The sequence below is a fragment of the Nonomuraea sp. NPDC005983 genome (assembly GCF_040614375.1).
Classification (GTDB): domain Bacteria; phylum Actinomycetota; class Actinomycetes; order Streptosporangiales; family Streptosporangiaceae; genus Nonomuraea.
Genome location: NZ_JBEXUP010000069.1, coordinates 1 through 15,380 on the forward strand (window position 1 = coordinate 1; position 15,380 = coordinate 15,380).

Annotated in this window: 15 protein-coding genes; 7 read left to right on the forward strand and 8 right to left on the reverse strand. The window is 70.4% G+C overall.

The window, feature by feature from the left end:
• Positions 1–161: 161 nt before the first annotated feature.
• On the reverse strand, positions 162–1,046 hold the full coding sequence (locus ABZ297_RS27100; RefSeq protein WP_355351347.1) for a sigma-70 family RNA polymerase sigma factor: 885 nt from the start codon (positions 1,044–1,046) through the stop codon (positions 162–164).
• 83 nt (positions 1,047–1,129) lie between these two features.
• Between ABZ297_RS27100 and ABZ297_RS27105 the strand changes: the two genes are divergently transcribed.
• Positions 1,130–1,579 (forward strand): carboxymuconolactone decarboxylase family protein, encoded by a 450-nt coding sequence (locus tag ABZ297_RS27105; RefSeq protein WP_355351349.1) that lies wholly within the window; start codon positions 1,130–1,132, stop codon positions 1,577–1,579.
• Positions 1,580–1,856: 277 nt separating this feature from the next.
• Here the strand turns inward: ABZ297_RS27105 and ABZ297_RS27110 are convergent, their stop codons facing one another.
• Positions 1,857–2,165 (reverse strand): hypothetical protein, encoded by a 309-nt coding sequence (locus ABZ297_RS27110; RefSeq protein WP_355351351.1) that lies wholly within the window; start codon positions 2,163–2,165, stop codon positions 1,857–1,859.
• Between the two features lie 61 nt (positions 2,166–2,226).
• On the opposite strand from ABZ297_RS27110, the gene ABZ297_RS27115 reads away from it, so the two are divergent.
• Positions 2,227–2,880, forward strand: coding sequence for an RDD family protein (locus ABZ297_RS27115; RefSeq protein WP_355351353.1), 654 nt, complete (start codon positions 2,227–2,229; stop codon positions 2,878–2,880).
• A gap of 6 nt (positions 2,881–2,886) precedes the next feature.
• Here the strand turns inward: ABZ297_RS27115 and ABZ297_RS27120 are convergent, their stop codons facing one another.
• On the reverse strand, positions 2,887–3,237 hold the full coding sequence (locus ABZ297_RS27120; RefSeq protein WP_355351355.1) for a hypothetical protein: 351 nt from the start codon (positions 3,235–3,237) through the stop codon (positions 2,887–2,889).
• 235 nt (positions 3,238–3,472) lie between these two features.
• Here ABZ297_RS27120 and ABZ297_RS27125 point away from each other — a divergent pair, with 235 nt between their 5' ends.
• On the forward strand, positions 3,473–5,620 hold the full coding sequence (locus ABZ297_RS27125; protein ID WP_355351357.1) for a LuxR family transcriptional regulator: 2,148 nt from the start codon (positions 3,473–3,475) through the stop codon (positions 5,618–5,620).
• Between the two features lie 102 nt (positions 5,621–5,722).
• Here the strand turns inward: ABZ297_RS27125 and ABZ297_RS27130 are convergent, their stop codons facing one another.
• Both ABZ297_RS27130 and ABZ297_RS27135 read right to left on the reverse strand, forming a co-directional pair.
• On the reverse strand, positions 5,723–6,244 hold the full coding sequence (locus ABZ297_RS27130) for an ATP-binding protein (protein ID WP_355351359.1): 522 nt from the start codon (positions 6,242–6,244) through the stop codon (positions 5,723–5,725).
• Positions 6,241–6,435: a DUF5999 family protein gene (locus ABZ297_RS27135; RefSeq protein ID WP_355351361.1), complete on the reverse strand. Its 195-nt coding sequence runs from the start codon at positions 6,433–6,435 to the stop codon at positions 6,241–6,243. Before ABZ297_RS27135 ends, ABZ297_RS27130 begins: the two co-directional genes overlap by 4 nt.
• Positions 6,436–6,642: 207 nt before the next feature.
• On the opposite strand from ABZ297_RS27135, the gene ABZ297_RS27140 reads away from it, so the two are divergent.
• Together ABZ297_RS27140 and ABZ297_RS27145 are read left to right on the forward strand one after the other, a co-directional pair.
• Positions 6,643–8,973, forward strand: coding sequence for a LuxR C-terminal-related transcriptional regulator (locus tag ABZ297_RS27140; protein ID WP_355351363.1), 2,331 nt, complete (start codon positions 6,643–6,645; stop codon positions 8,971–8,973).
• A 109-nt stretch (positions 8,974–9,082) separates the two neighbouring features.
• Complete coding sequence (locus tag ABZ297_RS27145) at positions 9,083–10,027, forward strand: ATP-dependent DNA ligase (protein ID WP_355351365.1); 945 nt, start codon at positions 9,083–9,085, stop codon at positions 10,025–10,027.
• Positions 10,028–10,041: 14 nt separating this feature from the next.
• Here the strand turns inward: ABZ297_RS27145 and ABZ297_RS27150 are convergent, their stop codons facing one another.
• Positions 10,042–11,121 carry an MFS transporter gene (locus ABZ297_RS27150; protein WP_355351367.1) on the reverse strand — a complete coding sequence of 360 codons (1,080 nt, stop codon included), beginning with the start codon at positions 11,119–11,121 and terminating at the stop codon, positions 10,042–10,044.
• 10 nt (positions 11,122–11,131) lie between these two features.
• Here ABZ297_RS27150 and ABZ297_RS27155 point away from each other — a divergent pair, with 10 nt between their 5' ends.
• Positions 11,132–11,329: a hypothetical protein gene (locus ABZ297_RS27155; protein WP_355351369.1), complete on the forward strand. Its 198-nt coding sequence runs from the start codon at positions 11,132–11,134 to the stop codon at positions 11,327–11,329.
• A 183-nt stretch (positions 11,330–11,512) separates the two neighbouring features.
• Complete coding sequence (locus ABZ297_RS27160) at positions 11,513–12,445, forward strand: DUF5996 family protein (RefSeq protein WP_355351371.1); 933 nt, start codon at positions 11,513–11,515, stop codon at positions 12,443–12,445.
• On the opposite strand, the gene ABZ297_RS27165 is transcribed toward ABZ297_RS27160, so the two are convergent.
• Together ABZ297_RS27165 and ABZ297_RS27170 are read right to left on the reverse strand one after the other, a co-directional pair.
• On the reverse strand, positions 12,432–13,817 hold the full coding sequence (locus ABZ297_RS27165) for a HAMP domain-containing sensor histidine kinase (RefSeq protein ID WP_355351373.1): 1,386 nt from the start codon (positions 13,815–13,817) through the stop codon (positions 12,432–12,434). The two genes, ABZ297_RS27160 and ABZ297_RS27165, sit on opposite strands and share 14 nt — an antisense overlap.
• A 124-nt stretch (positions 13,818–13,941) precedes the next feature.
• A complete protein-coding gene (locus ABZ297_RS27170; RefSeq protein ID WP_355351375.1) occupies positions 13,942–15,324 on the reverse strand; it encodes an MFS transporter in 1,383 nt (460 codons plus the stop codon).
• Between the last annotated feature and the right edge of the window lie 56 nt (positions 15,325–15,380).

The following is a 15,380-nucleotide window of genomic DNA, read 5'->3' on the forward strand; positions in this document are numbered from 1 at the left end:
AGCATCCTGTCCCACAGTCTCGCCCGCGCCCGCGCTGCGAGCTGCTGCGTAAGCAGCACAGGAATCCTCCACATTCATGTGGAGGAGCACGTCAAAAGATGGCTTCGCATAGTTGAAGGCCGAGTAGCTTGCATTGCCGCAATCTCATGCTCGGCAGTGACTCACCCCGGATCCGGCAGATTCATCGACGCGAGCCTGGCCGGGGCAATTACGGTCGCGATGGCGACGATCCGGCCGTCGACAACGGTGAACGCCATGACCGAGAGCGGAGTTCCATCCTCGCGCCAGGAGACGAACCCGGGAAGGCCGTTGACGAGCACCGATCGCCCTCTCGCTGCTGCGCCGACGGCGACTCGAGCGGATGCGCCTTCGGCGACCTTGGTGGCGCCGAGGATGACGACCACACCAGTGGGGGTGTCGACGGTCAGCCTCACCTCAGGGTCGAGCACGCGCAGCAACTCCTCGAAGTCGCCGCGGCGAGCCGCCGCCAGGAAGGCCTGGACCACCTCTCGCTGTTCCCGTCCGGTGGCCGTCGGCCGCTCGGTCGCCTGTACCTTCCTGCGGGCGCGGCTGGCGAGCATCTTGGCGGCGTCGGCGGACTTGCCGAGGATCTGGCCGATCTCGTCGAACGGCACCGCGAACAGGTCGTGCAGCACGAACGCCAGCCGCTCGCTCGGTCCGAGCGACTCCAGGACGACCAGGAGCGCGAGCCCGACCGAGTCGGCGAGCGCTACGTCGTCCTCCGGCGCAGGGCTGTCGTCGGCCGTCACGACGAGTTCGGGCAGCCGGTCGTCGTAGGACGCCTCAGGGTGGGCCTGGCGCGATCGCAGGACGTCGAGGCTGATCCGGCCGACCACCGTGGTCAGCCAGCCGGCGAGGTTGTGGATGGTCGCCGTGTCCTGCCGGGAGAGCCGCAGCCAGGCCTCCTGGACCACGTCCTCGGCGTCGGCGTGCGATCCGAGCATGCGGTAGGCGACCGCGCGCAGCCGGTCGCGCTGGGCCTGGAACGCCTCGCCCACCGGGTCCGCCGGGCTGGTGTTGGACATGTTGTTACCTTCCTCGGATCTGCACCGTCATGGGTAATGACGGGCCCAGAGGGGCCCAGGTAACCGATGAAGGAGTACGACCGATGGAAGCACGCCTGAAGAGCCCGGCGAATCCCGACGTGATGACAGCGATCCAGCACCTCTACAAGGCGATCCACGCCAGCGGCGTCGACCCGCTCGTGCTCGGACTGGTCCACCTGCGGGCCAGCCAGATCAACGGCTGCAGCCCGTGCGTCTTTGCCGGGGTCGCGGCGGCCAAGAAGCACGGGGAGACCGACGAGCGGCTGCACAACGTGGTCGCCTGGCGCGAGACGCCCTTCTTCACCGAGGCGGAGCGGGCAGCGCTCGCGCTGACCGAGGCCGCCACCCGGATCCAGGATGGCGCGCCAGGTGTGACCGATGAGATCTGGGACGCCGCCGCGGCCCACTTCGACGAGAAGCAACTGTCCGCGATCAACCTGGAGATCGCGCTGACCAACTTCTTCAACCGTATCAACCGTACGATCCGGGAGCAGGCCGGCAAGACCTGGTGAGCCCGGCGGGACATCATCCGCTGGGAGCCGCGCCTCCCAAAAGCAGGGGATGACGTCCCGCCGACCGAGATGCCGAAAGCTCGAACGAGGGCTTGTACAGAGTGGGGGATTCGCTGCGCTGTGGTTTCCGGTCCTGGTAGGCCATCGCCATGGCGCGCGCACCACGCCGCCGGAATGGTCCTGGACGGCGAACTCATCAAAGCGCTTCAGGAAGCCTGCGAGAAGGAAAGGGGGCTGCGCCAAAGGGGGCCCTAGGAGCCGGAAGACCTCGTCGAGCTCATCGCCAGGCCTTGGAGCCCAGTATCAGCGCCAGGTACCCGCCGAAGGCGGAGAGCCCCACAGCAAGGGCGACGAGCCCTGGCAACGGCGACCACTCCAGGGCGGTCGGCATGGTGATCGAGGCCACGAATATCGCCATGAGTATCAGCGCCCATGCGAGCCGCACCGCCCCGACCTGCGCGTTACGTCTGCCTAGGAATCGAGGCATGCGTCGGGTCGTCAGAATGTACCCGGCGAGCCCCACGCCGCCGCAGGACACGGCGAGAGCGATGTACGCCATCACCTTGACGGCTGTGTGCAAACTCAAGTGAGTAATCTTTCAATACGGGTCACGGGGGAATTCTGCCGATTTCTCCTGCGGAAATCAATTGGCCAAGGTCGCGCGTGCTCCGCCGGCGCTCTGGTTTCGGGTGTCGGTGCCGTCCGGCACACTGGCCCGCATGACGATCACCCCCCAAGCTCTGACGACCACCCCGGCCCTCGCCGCGAGACGTCATCGTCTTTCGGCTTACCTCATCGACGGTCTCATCTTTTATGTGGCGCTCTTACCGGTGTCGATGGTCGGTGGTTCCGAGGAATCCGACCTGTCAGGCCTGATGGGTTTACTGAACCCCTACGCCGGCGATTCGCAGTGGCCGCTCACAATCGCGGTGGACGTCCTTTTCTCCGTCTACTTCTGGTTACAGCACGCGCTGTGGGGTCAGACGCTCGGCAAGCGACTGTGCGGCCTGAAGGTGGTGTCCAGCGCGACTGGAGAGCCGCCGGGCCTACGCCTTGCGGGTGTTCGTGCGCTCGTCCACCCCACCCTGGGGGTGGTGCCGTTTCTCGGGGTGGTGCTCACCCTGATCGACATGCTGTGGATCTTCGGCGACTCGAAACGCCGATGCCTGCACGACGTGGTGGCCGGAACCGTCGTGGTCGATGTCAGCGGCCCCGGCAACAGGGGGTTCCTGGTCGGCCTGGGCGCCCTCGTCGCGCTGTTCACCGCCCTCGTACTCGTCTCCGTGCTGGTCGCGCGGTAGCCGTGGTCAGTCGTCCTGGTGCGTGACCTGGAAGTCGGGCAGTTCGACGGAGTCGGCGGGCAGTTGGAAGGCGCCGTTTCGGGCGAGCGGGTTCCAGCCGGCGGCGAGGGCGTGGTCGACGATCGCGCGGACGTCCCGCGGGGTCGGGAACGCCGTGTCGGTCGCGCAGTAGCCCCAGGGCCCGCCCTCGTAGGTCGACAGCAGGTCGGCCTGTAGCCGGCCGCTGTTCTTCCCCCCGCCCCAGACCCGGAGGCGGACGTACCGCCGGCAGTCGGCGCCGTGCTTGGTGTGGCGGATCTGTGCCGTCCAGAGGAACGCCCGGTCACCGATCCGGAGCGTTCGCATCCTGCCTTTCACGCGCTCGCCTCCTCGTCCGGGGAGCAGCTTAGGGGGCGGTCCGTTCGCGGTGGCACCCGTGCGGTGAAATCGGTCCGGGCTTAATCTGGGTTTTGTCGGCTCTGTCTCGGTGGTGTGGTGCCGCCCGGGCCTGAGCTGGTGGAGCTCTCATGACTATGGTGGCGTCGAACACGAGCGGGCTGCCGACGGCGGCCGGTCCCGTAGCTCACCGTCCCGGACGGCGCGGGGGCCTTCTGTGACCCGAACGGCGGAGATGCCGAGGACCGGCTCGCTGACGGACGTGTCCAGCTTCGTCGGGCGCAGGCACGAGGTGGCCGCGGCCAGGAAGGTGCTGTCCCGGTCGCGGTTGCTGACCCTGACCGGCACGGGCGGCGTCGGCAAGAGCCGGCTGGCGCTCAGGCTCGCCGAGGCCCTCCGCGGCACGTTCACGGACGGCGTGGAGATCGTCGAGCTGGCCGCCCTGGAGGCCGAGGGCCTGCTGGAGCCGACCGTCGTCGCGGCGCTGGGCCTGCGCGGCGCGCTCTCCGACCCGATGGCGCTGCTCGTGGACTACCTGTGGGACAAGCGGATGCTGCTCGTCCTGGACAACTGCGAGCACCTGCTGGAAGAGTGCGCCCGCTTCGTGGACCGGCTGCTGCGGGGCTCCCCCCGGCTGCGGATCCTGGTAACCAGCAGGCAGACGCTGGGGGTGTACGGCGAGCAGGTGCTGGCGGTCCCGTCGCTGCCGGTGCCCGAGCCCGGCCTCCCCCTCCGTGACATCGCCCGGCACGACTCCGTGCGCCTGTTCGTGGAGCGGGCGGCGTGCGTGTGGCCCGGCTTCTGCCTGGACCGGGGCAACGCGGCGTGTGTGGCGCGGCTGGCCCAGCGCCTGGACGGGCTCCCGCTGGCGATCGAGCTGGCCGCGGCGCGGCTGCGCACGGTGCCGCTGGAACAGCTGATGCGCGAGTTGGACGAGCGCTTCGAGGTGCTGGAGGCCGGACACCCTGCCGCGAACCCCCGCCATCAGGCCCCCCGCCGTCAGACCCACCGCCATCAGACCCACCGCCATCAGACGCTGCGCGAGACCGTGGAGTGGAGCTTCCGCCTGTGTTCACCGGCGGAGCAGCGGCTGTGGGCGCGGCTGTCGATGTTCCCCGGCGGGGCCGACCTGGACACCTGCGAGGCGGTGTGCTCCGGCGAGGGGATCGACCAGATCGAGGTGATCGACCTGGTGACCGGGCTGGTGGACAAGTCCGTCCTGATCGGTGAGCGGCGCGAGGACGGGCTCAGGTACCGCATGCTGGAGAGCATCCGCGCGTACGGTTGCGCGCAGCTGGCCGCCCGTGAGGAGCGGAAGCTGCGCCAGCGCTACATCGACCACTACCGGCGGCTGGTGGACCGGAACCGGATCGACGAGACCGTCCCCGACCAGTTGGAGCGCTACCAGCTCCTGCGGCGCGAGCTGCCCAACGTGCGTGTCGCGCTGGAGCTGTGCCTGGGGGACAGGCGCCTGGCTCCCGCCGGCCTGGAGACCGCGTCGGCGATGTGGTCCTTCTGGCTGCTGTTCGGTTCGCCGACCGAGGGCCGGTACTGGCTGGAGCGCGGCCTGGAGCAGGTGCGGGAGGCGACCGCCGGGCGCGCGACGGCGCTGTGGGTGTACTCGATGCTCGCCCTCCGCCAGGGCGACCTGGAGGAGGCGACACCGCGGTTGGAGGAGTGTCACGCCATCGTCCGGCAGACGGACGACCGGGCCGTCCTGCCGTTCGCCATCCGGACGTCGGGTGTGGCAGCGTTCTCCAGCGGCGACTCCGAGCGCGGCCTGGCGCTCCTGGAGGAGTCGCTCGCCCTTCACCGGGCCGCCGGCGACATCAACGGCGTCATGTTCAACCTGTACTACGCGGCCGCGTACGGTTCGATCGATCACCCGGACCGGGCCGCGGCGTACGGCGAGGAGTTCCTGGCGCTGTCCGAGGCTCGTCACGCGTTCGTGATGCGTGGGTACGCCCAGCTGGTGCTCGGCATCGCGCTGTGGAACCTGGGCGACCGCCGCAGGGCTGAGGAGCTGGCCGGGGAGGCCGCCGCGTTCACCGGCGAGGTCAACGACAAGTGGTGCCTCACCCAGTGCCTGGAGGTGCTGGCGTGGACGGCCGGTGACCGTGGGGAGCATGAGCGGGCGGCCACGCTGCTGGGCGCGGCGCACGCGCTGTGGCAGTCGGTGGACGCCTCGCCGACCCGGCTGTCGTACCACGCGGTGTGGCACGAGCGCTGCGTGGCGCAGGCCCGCCGCGCGCTGGGGGATCGGGCGTTCGCGGCGGCGTTCCGGGAGGGGGCGAAGCTGGGCCCGGAACGCGTGGTCGCGCAGGGCTCGACAGGGCAGGCCTCAGTAGGGCAGGCGGCGTCCTGACGGGGTCCGCAGGTCCTGGTCGGTGCTCTTGGTTGTAGTTTTGCGAGGTTTACGGATCTGTATCCGGCGCATTGTCGAACAATTCCTGTCGGGTACGGGGGGTCAGCTGTGCGCGGGGAGCTCGAACCAGACGGTCTTTCCCTCGGACGTGGGCTCGCTGCCCCAGCAGCAGGCCAGCAGGTCCAGCACGGCCAGGCCGCGGCCGTGCTCGTCGTCCAGGTCGGCCTCGCCGAGATGCGGGGGCGTGGGGTCGGCGTCCGAGACCTCGCAGCGCAGCAGGCCGTCGGTGGCGGACAGGGTCAGCCGGTACGGCCCGTGCGCGTGGCTCAGCGCGTTGGTGACCAGCTCACTGATCAGCAGCTCAGCGGCCTCGATCCGGTCGCCGAGCCCCCAGGCGGCCAGCCGGGAGCGGGTGATACGCCGGGCCCTGGGCACCGAGGACGCCTTGCCGGCGAAGACCCAGGAGGACACCTGCTCGTCGGGCTCCTCCCAGGGCGCGTTGAAGCGCTGGAAGCCGGCCTTGAGACGGTCCCAGAACTCGTAGCCGGAGAATGCCTTGTCCCGCCGGTCGCTCCGGTGGGCGACGTTGTGGTCCAGGACTGCGGTTGCGGAGTAAGGGTTCATGCTGCTCGTCCGTAGTGATCGCGGTGGGCGGCGATGGTGCGTCCGTCAGGCAGGAGCTCGCCGGTGTCCTCGAAGACGACCACGCCGTTGCAGAGCAGCCCCCACCCCTGTTTCGGGTGGAAGGCCACCAGGTTGGCGGCGTCGCGGTCGGAGGCGTACGCGGGTGGGCACTGAGGCTGGTGCCGGCACATCGTTTCGCTCCCTCGAGTCCTCGCGGTTTCCTTGCTGACGTACTCCAGCATGCGTATGGGGGTGCCGACCGGGCGACGGGATAAACGCCCGTATGGGTACCCATGTCTACCTACGTAGGTAGTCCGTTGACCTACGTATGGCCTGGTCGGGAAGGCCGTCAGGCTCGGCGGAAGCGGATGGGTTAGCCTGAAATTGCCATGGGGGCCATGACACGACGGCACGCGGGGAACCTGCCAGTCGAGTTGACGAGTTTCGTGGGGCGCCGGCAAGAGTTGACCGAGGCCAAGCGCCTGCTTGCCGCTGGCCGGATGGTGACGCTGACCGGGGTCGGCGGCGTGGGCAAGACCCGGCTGGCGCTGCGGGTCGCCACGGAGCTGACGAGGTCCTTCCCCGACGGCGTGTGGCTGGTCGACCTGGCCCCGCTGGCGGCCGGAGAGCTGCTCCTGGAGACGGTCGCGGAGACGATCGGCTGCCACCGGCCGGACCTTGCGGCCCTCTGCGATCATCTGCGGGACGAGCAGGCGCTCCTGGTGCTCGACAACTGCGAGCACCTGCTGTCCGAGTGCGCCGTACTGGCCGGCAAGCTCCTCGGCGCGGCGCCCGAGCTGCGCATCCTGGCGACCAGCCGGCAGCCCCTGCGCGTGCCGGGCGAGCACCTCCTCGACGTGCCGCCGCTGACGGTGCCGGAGGAGGACGAGAGCGCGCTCGCGGGCGCCGAAGCGCACAACGAGGCGGTGTGCCTGTTCGCGGACCGGGTGGCGGCCGTCGTGCCCGGTTTCACGGTCGACGCCGGCAACAGCCTGGCGGTGGCGCGGCTGTGCCGGCGGCTCGACGGCATTCCGCTGGCCATCGAGCTCGCGGCGGTGCGCATGCGGGCCCTGTCGGTGGAGCAGATCCTCGACCGGCTGAACGACCGGTTCCGGCTGTTGACCAAGGGAAGCACGGCCGCGATGCCGCGCCAGCGGACGCTGCGGGCGCTGGTCGACTGGAGCTATGACCTGTGCTCGCCCGAGGAGCGGACGCTGTGGCAGCGGCTGTCGGTCTTCTCCGGCGGCTGCGCCCTGGAAGCGGCGGAGCAGGTGTGCTCGGGTGACGGCATCGACCCGCTGGACGTCTTCGACGGGCTCTCGGGCCTGGTCGACAAGTCGATCCTGCTGCGGAAGGAGCAGAACGTCGACGTACGCTACGAGATGCTGGAGACGCTGCGCCAGTACGGGGAGGAGAAGCTCGTCGAATCCGGCCGGCGGACGGCGCTCCGGCTGCGGCATCGCGACTGGTGCCGCGACCTGGCCGCCAGGGCCGAGGCCGAGTGGTTCGGCCCGCACCAGATGGACTGGCTCGTCCGGCTGCATCAGGAGCAGGCCAACGTGCGGGCCGCCCTGGAGTTCAGCCTGGCCGAACCGGGCGAGGCGTGGGCCGCCCTGGAGATCGCCGCCGCGATGTGGAGCCACCGGCTCTCGTGGACGTCCCCGAGCGAGGGCCGCCACTGGCTGGACCGGGCGCTGGCGATGGCGCCCGAGCCGAGCGCCAGGCGGGCCAAGGCCCTGTGGGTCGACGCGTGGCTCGTCCTGCTGGGAGGCGACTGCGTCGCCGCGAAACCGCTCCTGGACGAGTGCCGCGAGCTGGCGGAGCGGCTCGACGACCCGGCCCAGCTCGCCGGCGCGATCCACATCACCGGCTTCGCCGCGCTGATCGCGGGGAACTTCGAGCGCGCGTTCACCCTCCTGGAGGAGGCGCTGGCCAGGCGCCGCGCGCTCGACAGCCGGGGCCTGGCCTGGGTCGCGCTCTTCCAGCTGGCCATGGCCGCCGTCTTCATGGACGACCCGCGATCCGCGGCGCTCTGCGAGGACGTCCTGGACACGTCCCGGCGTGAGAACGCGGAGTGGTGCGCCTCGTACGCGCTGTGGATCGCGGCCCTCGACCGGTGGCGGCGGGGCGATCCGGAGACGGCGATCGCCATGATCCACGACGCCGTACGCACCAAGCTGCGCTCCCACGACCATCTGGGCATCGCGCAGTGCCTGGAGGGGCTCGCCTGGGTCCTGGCCGACGAGAAGAACGACGAGCGGGCCGCGCAGTTGCTGGGGTCCGCGCACACGGTGTGGCGGTCGATCGGCACGTCCTTGTCGGGGCTCGGCCATCTGGCCGGCTTCCACGACCGGTGCGAGGCCCAGCTGCGGCAGAACCTCGGCGAAAGGGAGTTCGCCGCGGCCTTCCAGCGCGGCTCGGAGCTCCCGCTCGACCACGCGGTCGCGTACGCGCTGGAGGAGCGGACGACGGCCGACATCGAGGAGTTCCAGCCGGAGTCGGACGTCGCGTCCCTCCTGACCAACAGGGAACGGGAGATCGCCGAGCTGGTCGCGCAGGGGATGAGCAACAGGGAGATCGCGGAGACCCTGGTGATCGCCCAGCGCACCGCCGAAGGCCACGTGGAGAACATCCTGCGCAAGCTGAGCTTCACCTCGCGCTCGCAGATCGTCTCGGCCTGGAACGGTGCCGGACCGGCCGATGATCGAGCCCCGCGGAGGGGCCCGTGAACGCGCCGGACCCTCCCGGCTACCGGGCCGCCTGCATGCGGATCCGGCGACCCGGCGGGTAACGGCCGGGATGTTGACCTCGCGCCGGGACGTCGGCATCGTGGGGCGGGTGACCAGCGATGAGAACCGGGACGGTGTCTCGCTGACCAATCTCGACCAGCCGCTGTTCGACGGGGCGAACGCGACGAAGCGGGATCTGGTCGACTACCTCGACGCCGTCCGTGACCGCATCATCCCGGCCCTGAGCGGCCGGGCACTGTCGGTGATCCGCGTCCGGCCGGGCCAGGCGCCGTTCATGCAGAAGAACGTCCCCAAATACGCCCCTTCCTGGGTGCGGACGGTCTCCGTCTGGGCGGAGGCCTCGCGCCGCCAGGTGTCGTACGCCCTGTGCGACGACCGCCGGACCCTGCTGTGGTTCGCCAACCAGCGAGCGGTCGAGTACCACCCGGCGCTGGTCCGCGAAGACCACCCCACGCATCTCATCCTCGACCTCGACCCTCCGGAGGGGGGCGCGTTCCCGCAGGTCGTCCGGGCCGCCCACCTGGTCCGCCAGGCCCTCGACGACGCCGGGCTGTCCGGCGCGGTGAAGACCAGCGGGGCGAAGGGCGTGCACGTGTTCGTGCCGGTGGTGGCCGGAGTCGCGATGGACGACCTGGCCGCGGCCACCCGCGCCCTGGCCGCGCGCGCCGAACGCGTCGACCCGGTGATCGCCACCACCGCGTTCATCCGCGAGGACCGCGACGGCAAGGTCTTCCTCGACTCCACCCGGGCGGGCGGGGCGACGGTGGCCGCCGCCTACAGCCCCCGCATCCGGCCGGACGCCCCGGTCTCCTTCCCGGTGGCCTGGGAGGATCTCGACCGGGTCGCGCCGTCCGACTTCACCATCCGCACCGCGCCCCGGCTGCTGGCCGACGGCGATCCCTGGGCGGAGCTGATGCCCGAACCGCAGCAGCTGCCCGCGGACCTGATCGAGGAGGGGCACACGATCCCGATCGCCCGCGTCCAGGCCATGCACGAGGGCAAACGCCGCGCCCGCGCCCGCCGCAACGAGTAGCCGCGTGTCGATCGTCAGCGACGCGCCGGTCTGCCGGAAGCCCACGTCGTCAGCGCCATGACGGTGGCGATCGCGCCGCCGCAGAGCATGACGACCGAGGTGGAGAAGGCGTCCACCACGACGCCGCCGAGCAGCGCCCCCAGGGAGATCGTCGCCTGGAAGGACGAGGTGAACAGCGCCGTGGCGGCCTCCTGGGCGTGTGGCGCCGATCGGGAGAACCAGGTCTGCGAGCACACCGGGACGGCGCCGTAGCCGATCCCCCAGACGATGAGCAGCCCGATCGCGCCCGCGTCCCAGTCCCCGGCGAACGGGAGCAGCAGCGTCGCGGCGGCGATCATGGCTGCGCTGGTCGTGAAGGTGGCGCGGAGGCTGCGGGAGATCGTCCAGCCCGCGACGAAGTTGCCGACGACGCCGGCGGTGCCGTATGCGAGCAGCAGGACGCTGACCAGGCCGGGGTCCACGTGGGTGACGTGCTGGAGAAACGGGGTGACGTAGGTGTACGTCCCGAAGTGGGCGAGGACGATGAGGAAGGTGACGAGGAGCGCCACCCGGACGCCGGTGCGACGGAGCAGTTCGCCGAACACGCGCGGGCGAAGCGGCTCCTCGGGAGGCAGCGGCGGCAGCAGCGCGACCAGCGCGACCAGCACCGCGACGGTCAGGACGCCGACGACGGCGAACGACGACCGCCAGCCGGCCAGATGCCCGATCAGGGTGCCCACGGGCACTCCGAGCACGGAGCCCAGCGGGACGGCGGAGAAGATCACCGCCGTCGCCCTGCCGGCCGACTTCTCCCCCACCAGTCGTACGGCGAGACCGGCCCCGATGGACCAGAAACCGCCGATGGTGAGCCCGACCAGGACCCTGGCGACCAGCATGACCCAGTAGGCCGGGGCGACGGCGGCGAGGAGGTCGGCCAGTGCCAGCAGGGCCGTCAGGGCGCACAGGGCGAGGCGGCGGTCGAGCCGCCCCGCCGCGACGGTGACGAGGGGAGCCGCGATCGCGGCCACGATTCCCGGCAGCGTCATCATCCAGCCCGCTGTGCCGTCGGAGATCCGGAAATCGGATCCGATGGTGGTCAGCAGGCCGATCGGCATGATCTCGGCGGTGACTATCGAGAATATTCCCGTCATCACCGAGACGACGGCGAGCCAATTTATCAGTGGTGATCGACGCGGCGATTCTTCGGTGTCGGCGGAAATGCTGGTCGTTGGCATGACTTCCGTTTCAGAATGGTCATTTCCATTGCTGTGGAACAGCCAAGCATTCGCCGGTGGCCGCGGTCTGGCAGCTTTCGGACCATAATGGCGGTCGGCGCGATCGGGCCGGTCTGGCACCAGCGGCGAGAGTGACCGCCTCCTCCCGCGACGATCCGAAGGGCCCCCTGCGACTGCCGGCCCCGTGAGCGGGCATAGCCCACCCGTGCTGCACGCAATGTGAGCGAATTGCTACGATCTTCCGCAGGATGAGGCGCTGGAGGGGGCTGTCGTGGAGTTGTTTCCGCCCATGCCGTACGAGGGCTGGCTCGAGACGAAGCAGACCATGCACCGGTTTGCGCAGATAGTCGGCAAGGTGCGGCTGGCGGCGAGCACCCGGCGCAACCACTGGTGGAACGTCCCCTTCCACCTGACGGGGCGCGGCCTGACCACCCGCCCCATGGGCGGCCTGGACGGCATGCCGCTGTTCTGCATCGACTTCGACCTCGTCCGCCATCGCCTGGTCGTGGACGTGCTCGACGGCAGGTCGGCGGAGTTCGGCCTGGCCGGGCAGTCGGTGGCGTCGTTCTACACCCAGCTCTTCGAAATCCTCCACCATTTCGGGATAAATCTGGAGATCAGGGCGGTGCCGTTCGACCTGGCCGACCCGACCCCGTTCGCCGACGACACCCACCACGCCCACTACGACCCGGCCCTGATCACCCGCTACTGGCAGGTGCTCTCCCAGGTGTCCCAGGTGCTGGACCGCTACGCGGCCGACTTCTGCGGCAAGACCAGCCCCGTCCACCATTTCTGGCACACCTTCGACATCGCGGTCACCCGCTTCACCGGCCGCGTCGTCGGAGCCGCCCGCGAGGTCGACCCGGTCACCAGAGAGGCCTACAGCTGGGAGGTCATCAGCGCGGGGTTCTGGTTCGGCGACGAGGAACGTCCCTGGCCGGCGTTCTACTCCTACACCGCCCCCGAGCCGCAGGGCCTGGAGAAGGAGCCGCTGTGGCCCGACGGGGCGGCCTGGCTGCCGTCGCGGGGCAGCCACCTGGCGGTTCTGCGGTACGACGACGTCCGGGCCGCCGAGGAGCCGGTCGCGACCGTGCTGGGCTTCCTCGACAGCGCCTACCATGCGGGCGCGACGCTGACCACGTGCGACGAGCGGGGCCTGTCAAGCCCGCACGGGGTCACCGACCCGTTCCTCATGGAGCCGTAGGCCTCTTGTAGAGGGGCAGGCGGGCGACGAACTGGGCGCCCGGCCGATGCTTGGTGATCGTGATCGTGCCGCCGTGGGACGTGACGATCTCCCTGCACAGGGTCAGGCCGAGCCCGCTGCCGCCCTTGTCCCTGGCCCGGCTCTCGTCCAGGCGGACGAACCGCTGGAACACCCGTTCCCGGTCCTCGGGGGCGATGCCGGCTCCGTCGTCGGTGACGGTGAGGATCACCTCGTCGGCGTCGCCGTCGACCCGCACCTGGACGTCCACCCGGCTGTTGGCGTGCCTGGTGGCGTTGTCGATCAGGTTGGTCATCAACCTCTCCAGCTGCAGCGGCGAGCCGAACACCGGGGCGTGGTCGAGCGCGTCGGCGACGACCGGCACGCGGTCCCGCACCCGCCGCCTCGCCTGTTCGTTCGCGAGGTGGCTGAGGTCCACGACCGTGCGGGGCAGAACGGCGCCCGCCTCCAGCCGGGCCAGCATGAGCAGCTCGTCGATGATCTGGGTGAGACGCCCGATGGCGGCCAGGGCCTTGGCGCCCGTCTCGGGCCAGTCGGTCTCGTCGGGGTAGGCGCTGGCGAACTCGAACTCGGTCTGCAGCGCCGAGATGGGGCTGCGCAGCTCGTGCGAGGCGTCGGCGACGAACCTGCGCTGCGTCTCGGCGGAGCGCTCCAGCCGGTCGAGGGTGGCGTTGATGGTGCGGGCCATCTCGGTGAACTCGTCGCCGATGTCGCTGACCGGCACCCTGCGTGACAGGTCCTTGCCGGAGATCTCGGCCAGGTTGGCGCGGATCCGCTCCACGGGCCGCAGCGCGTGGTCGACCACGGTCCAGGTGATTCCCGCGACGATGAGCAGCATCGCGGGCGTCCCCAGGAAGGTCAGGAAGTAGAGCCACTCGAGCGCCCTGTTGACGTCCCCGAGCGAGGCCGCGCCGTAGACGGTGACAGGCCCTCGGGGGGAGCGCACCTGGATGGCCTTGACCAGGTACGGCGCCTCGGAGTCCGGCTGTTCGGGCAGCGTGCGCTCGGCGGTGTAGACGGCCTCGCGTTCGCGCGGGGTGAAGTCGAAGAGCCGTCCGGCGCCCTCCACCGCCGGGCTGGACGCCACGACCTGGCCGTCGGCCGAGACGACCTGCAGCAGCCGCACGCGTGGCGGAAGCACGATGGCGCGCGGCAGGTCGCCCACCTCGGCCTTGCTCGCGACCCGTCGCACGGCCAGCTCCACCCTGTCGCCGACGGTGCCGCGCAGGTTGGCGGGCACGGTCACCAGGACGAGGACGGACACCGAGGTGAAGACCAGCGTCGCGACGAGGGTCGCGATCGTGGCCAGACGCGCCCGGATCGAGCGAGGAAGAATCCGGAACTGTTTCACCATCCATCCCCCGTATCACTATGCGGGCACCTACCCATTGCGAGCGCGACGTCACAGTCTGTCCGGGTTTCGCTCTGGGCGAGGCGGCCGCCGGTGGGCCTCGACCCGGACGTGGAGGCCAGGCTGCTCAACGCGTGACGTACTCGCGGCTCAGGTCGAAGACGGCGGCGGCGAGCGCGACGGCCACGAACAGCAGCACGACCAGCATCCCGTGCCTGAAGGCGGTCGCCCAGCCCTGGGCGAGCGAGGCGAAGAACGTCGAACCCGCGGCGGCGATGCCGATCGCCGAGCCGAGGCGCTGCGCGGTCTGCAGCACTCCGGCCGCGCTGCCGCCGCCTTCCGGGGGCACCTCCGACAGCGAGATGGCCTGGTTGGGCGCGATCACCAGACCGCTGCCGACGCCGGCGACGAGCAGGGGCAGCAGGGTCGCCGCGCCAACCCCTCGTCCCGGCACCAGGGCGGTGGCCAGCATGGTCGCCGACAGGCCGGCCAGAACCGTGGTGAGCCCGGCGGCCACCAGGCGGCGTCCGGCCCGCCACACGAGCCTACCGCCGACGGCCGACGACGCGGCCGAGCCGAGCGCGAACGGGGTGATCGACAGCCCGGCGAGCAGCGGGGTGTAGTTCAGGCCGCTCTGCAGGTACAGGGTGAAGATGAAGAAGATCCCGGTGAAGCCCGCGAAGTAGAACAGCGCGATCGCCGAGCCCAGGCTGTAGGAGCGTCTGCCGAACAGGGCCAGGTCCACCAGCGGCTCCTTGCGGTAGAACCGCTCCCAGGTGACGAACCCAGCCAGCACGAGCAGCGCGGCCGGGATCAGCAGCCACTTGGCGCCGCCCGGCCACTGGCGCTGCTGGATGAACGGCAGCAGCAGCGCGGCCACGCCCACGCCGAGCAGCAGCACGCCGACCGGGTCCATGCTCTCCTGCCGCTTCCGGGGGCGCGACGGCGCGGGCAGCAGCCGCCACGCCAGCGGCAGCAGGACGAGCCCGATCGGCACGTTCACCAGGAACACCCACCGCCAGCCGTGCTCGTGCCCGAACGCCGTGACGATCGCGCCGCCGATCAGCGGCCCCGCCGCGGTCGACAGCCCGATGGTGGCGCCGAGCGCGCCGAACGGCCGCCCCCGCTCGTGCGCCGGGTACAGCTGCTGAATGAGCCCGGAGACCTGCGGGTTGAGCATCCCCGACGCCATGCCCTGCACCAGCCTGGACGCGATCAGCACCGCCATGCTGGGCGCGAGCCCGCAGGTCGCGCTCGACAGCGTGAACAGCAGCACACCCGACATGAAGATCGCCCGTCGGCTGCGCGCGTCACCCAGCCGTCCCGAGGGGACGAGCAGCAGCCCGAAGCTGAGCGCGTAACCGGACAGCGTCCACTGCAGGCCGCCCGCCGAGGCGTGCAGCCCCTCCCTGATCGAGGGCAGCGCGACGTTGACGATGCTCACGTCCAGGCCTGTCATGAACGCCGCCACCAGGCAGACGCCCAGGGGCCGGGTGCGGGAGTCGAACACCGCGATCACATCCCTGTTCGGACTCCCATCATCTTCTCCGGCGAATCAGGTGTTAA

Bases quoted from the DNA above. Each gene is read 5' to 3' on its own strand.
- ABZ297_RS27100 (WP_355351347.1), bottom strand. From the start codon at position 1,046: ATGTCCAACACCAGCCCGGCGGACCCGGTGGGCGAGGCGTTCCAGGCC.
- ABZ297_RS27105 (WP_355351349.1), top strand. From the start codon at position 1,130: ATGGAAGCACGCCTGAAGAGCCCGGCGAATCCCGACGTGATGACAGCG.
- ABZ297_RS27130 (WP_355351359.1), bottom strand. From the start codon at position 6,244: ATGAACCCTTACTCCGCAACCGCAGTCCTGGACCACAACGTCGCCCAC.
- ABZ297_RS27135 (WP_355351361.1), bottom strand. From the start codon at position 6,435: ATGTGCCGGCACCAGCCTCAGTGCCCACCCGCGTACGCCTCCGACCGC.
- ABZ297_RS27140 (WP_355351363.1), top strand. From the start codon at position 6,643: ATGACACGACGGCACGCGGGGAACCTGCCAGTCGAGTTGACGAGTTTC.
- ABZ297_RS27150 (WP_355351367.1), bottom strand. From the start codon at position 11,121: ATGCCGATCGGCCTGCTGACCACCATCGGATCCGATTTCCGGATCTCC.
- ABZ297_RS27165 (WP_355351373.1), bottom strand. From the start codon at position 13,817: ATGGTGAAACAGTTCCGGATTCTTCCTCGCTCGATCCGGGCGCGTCTG.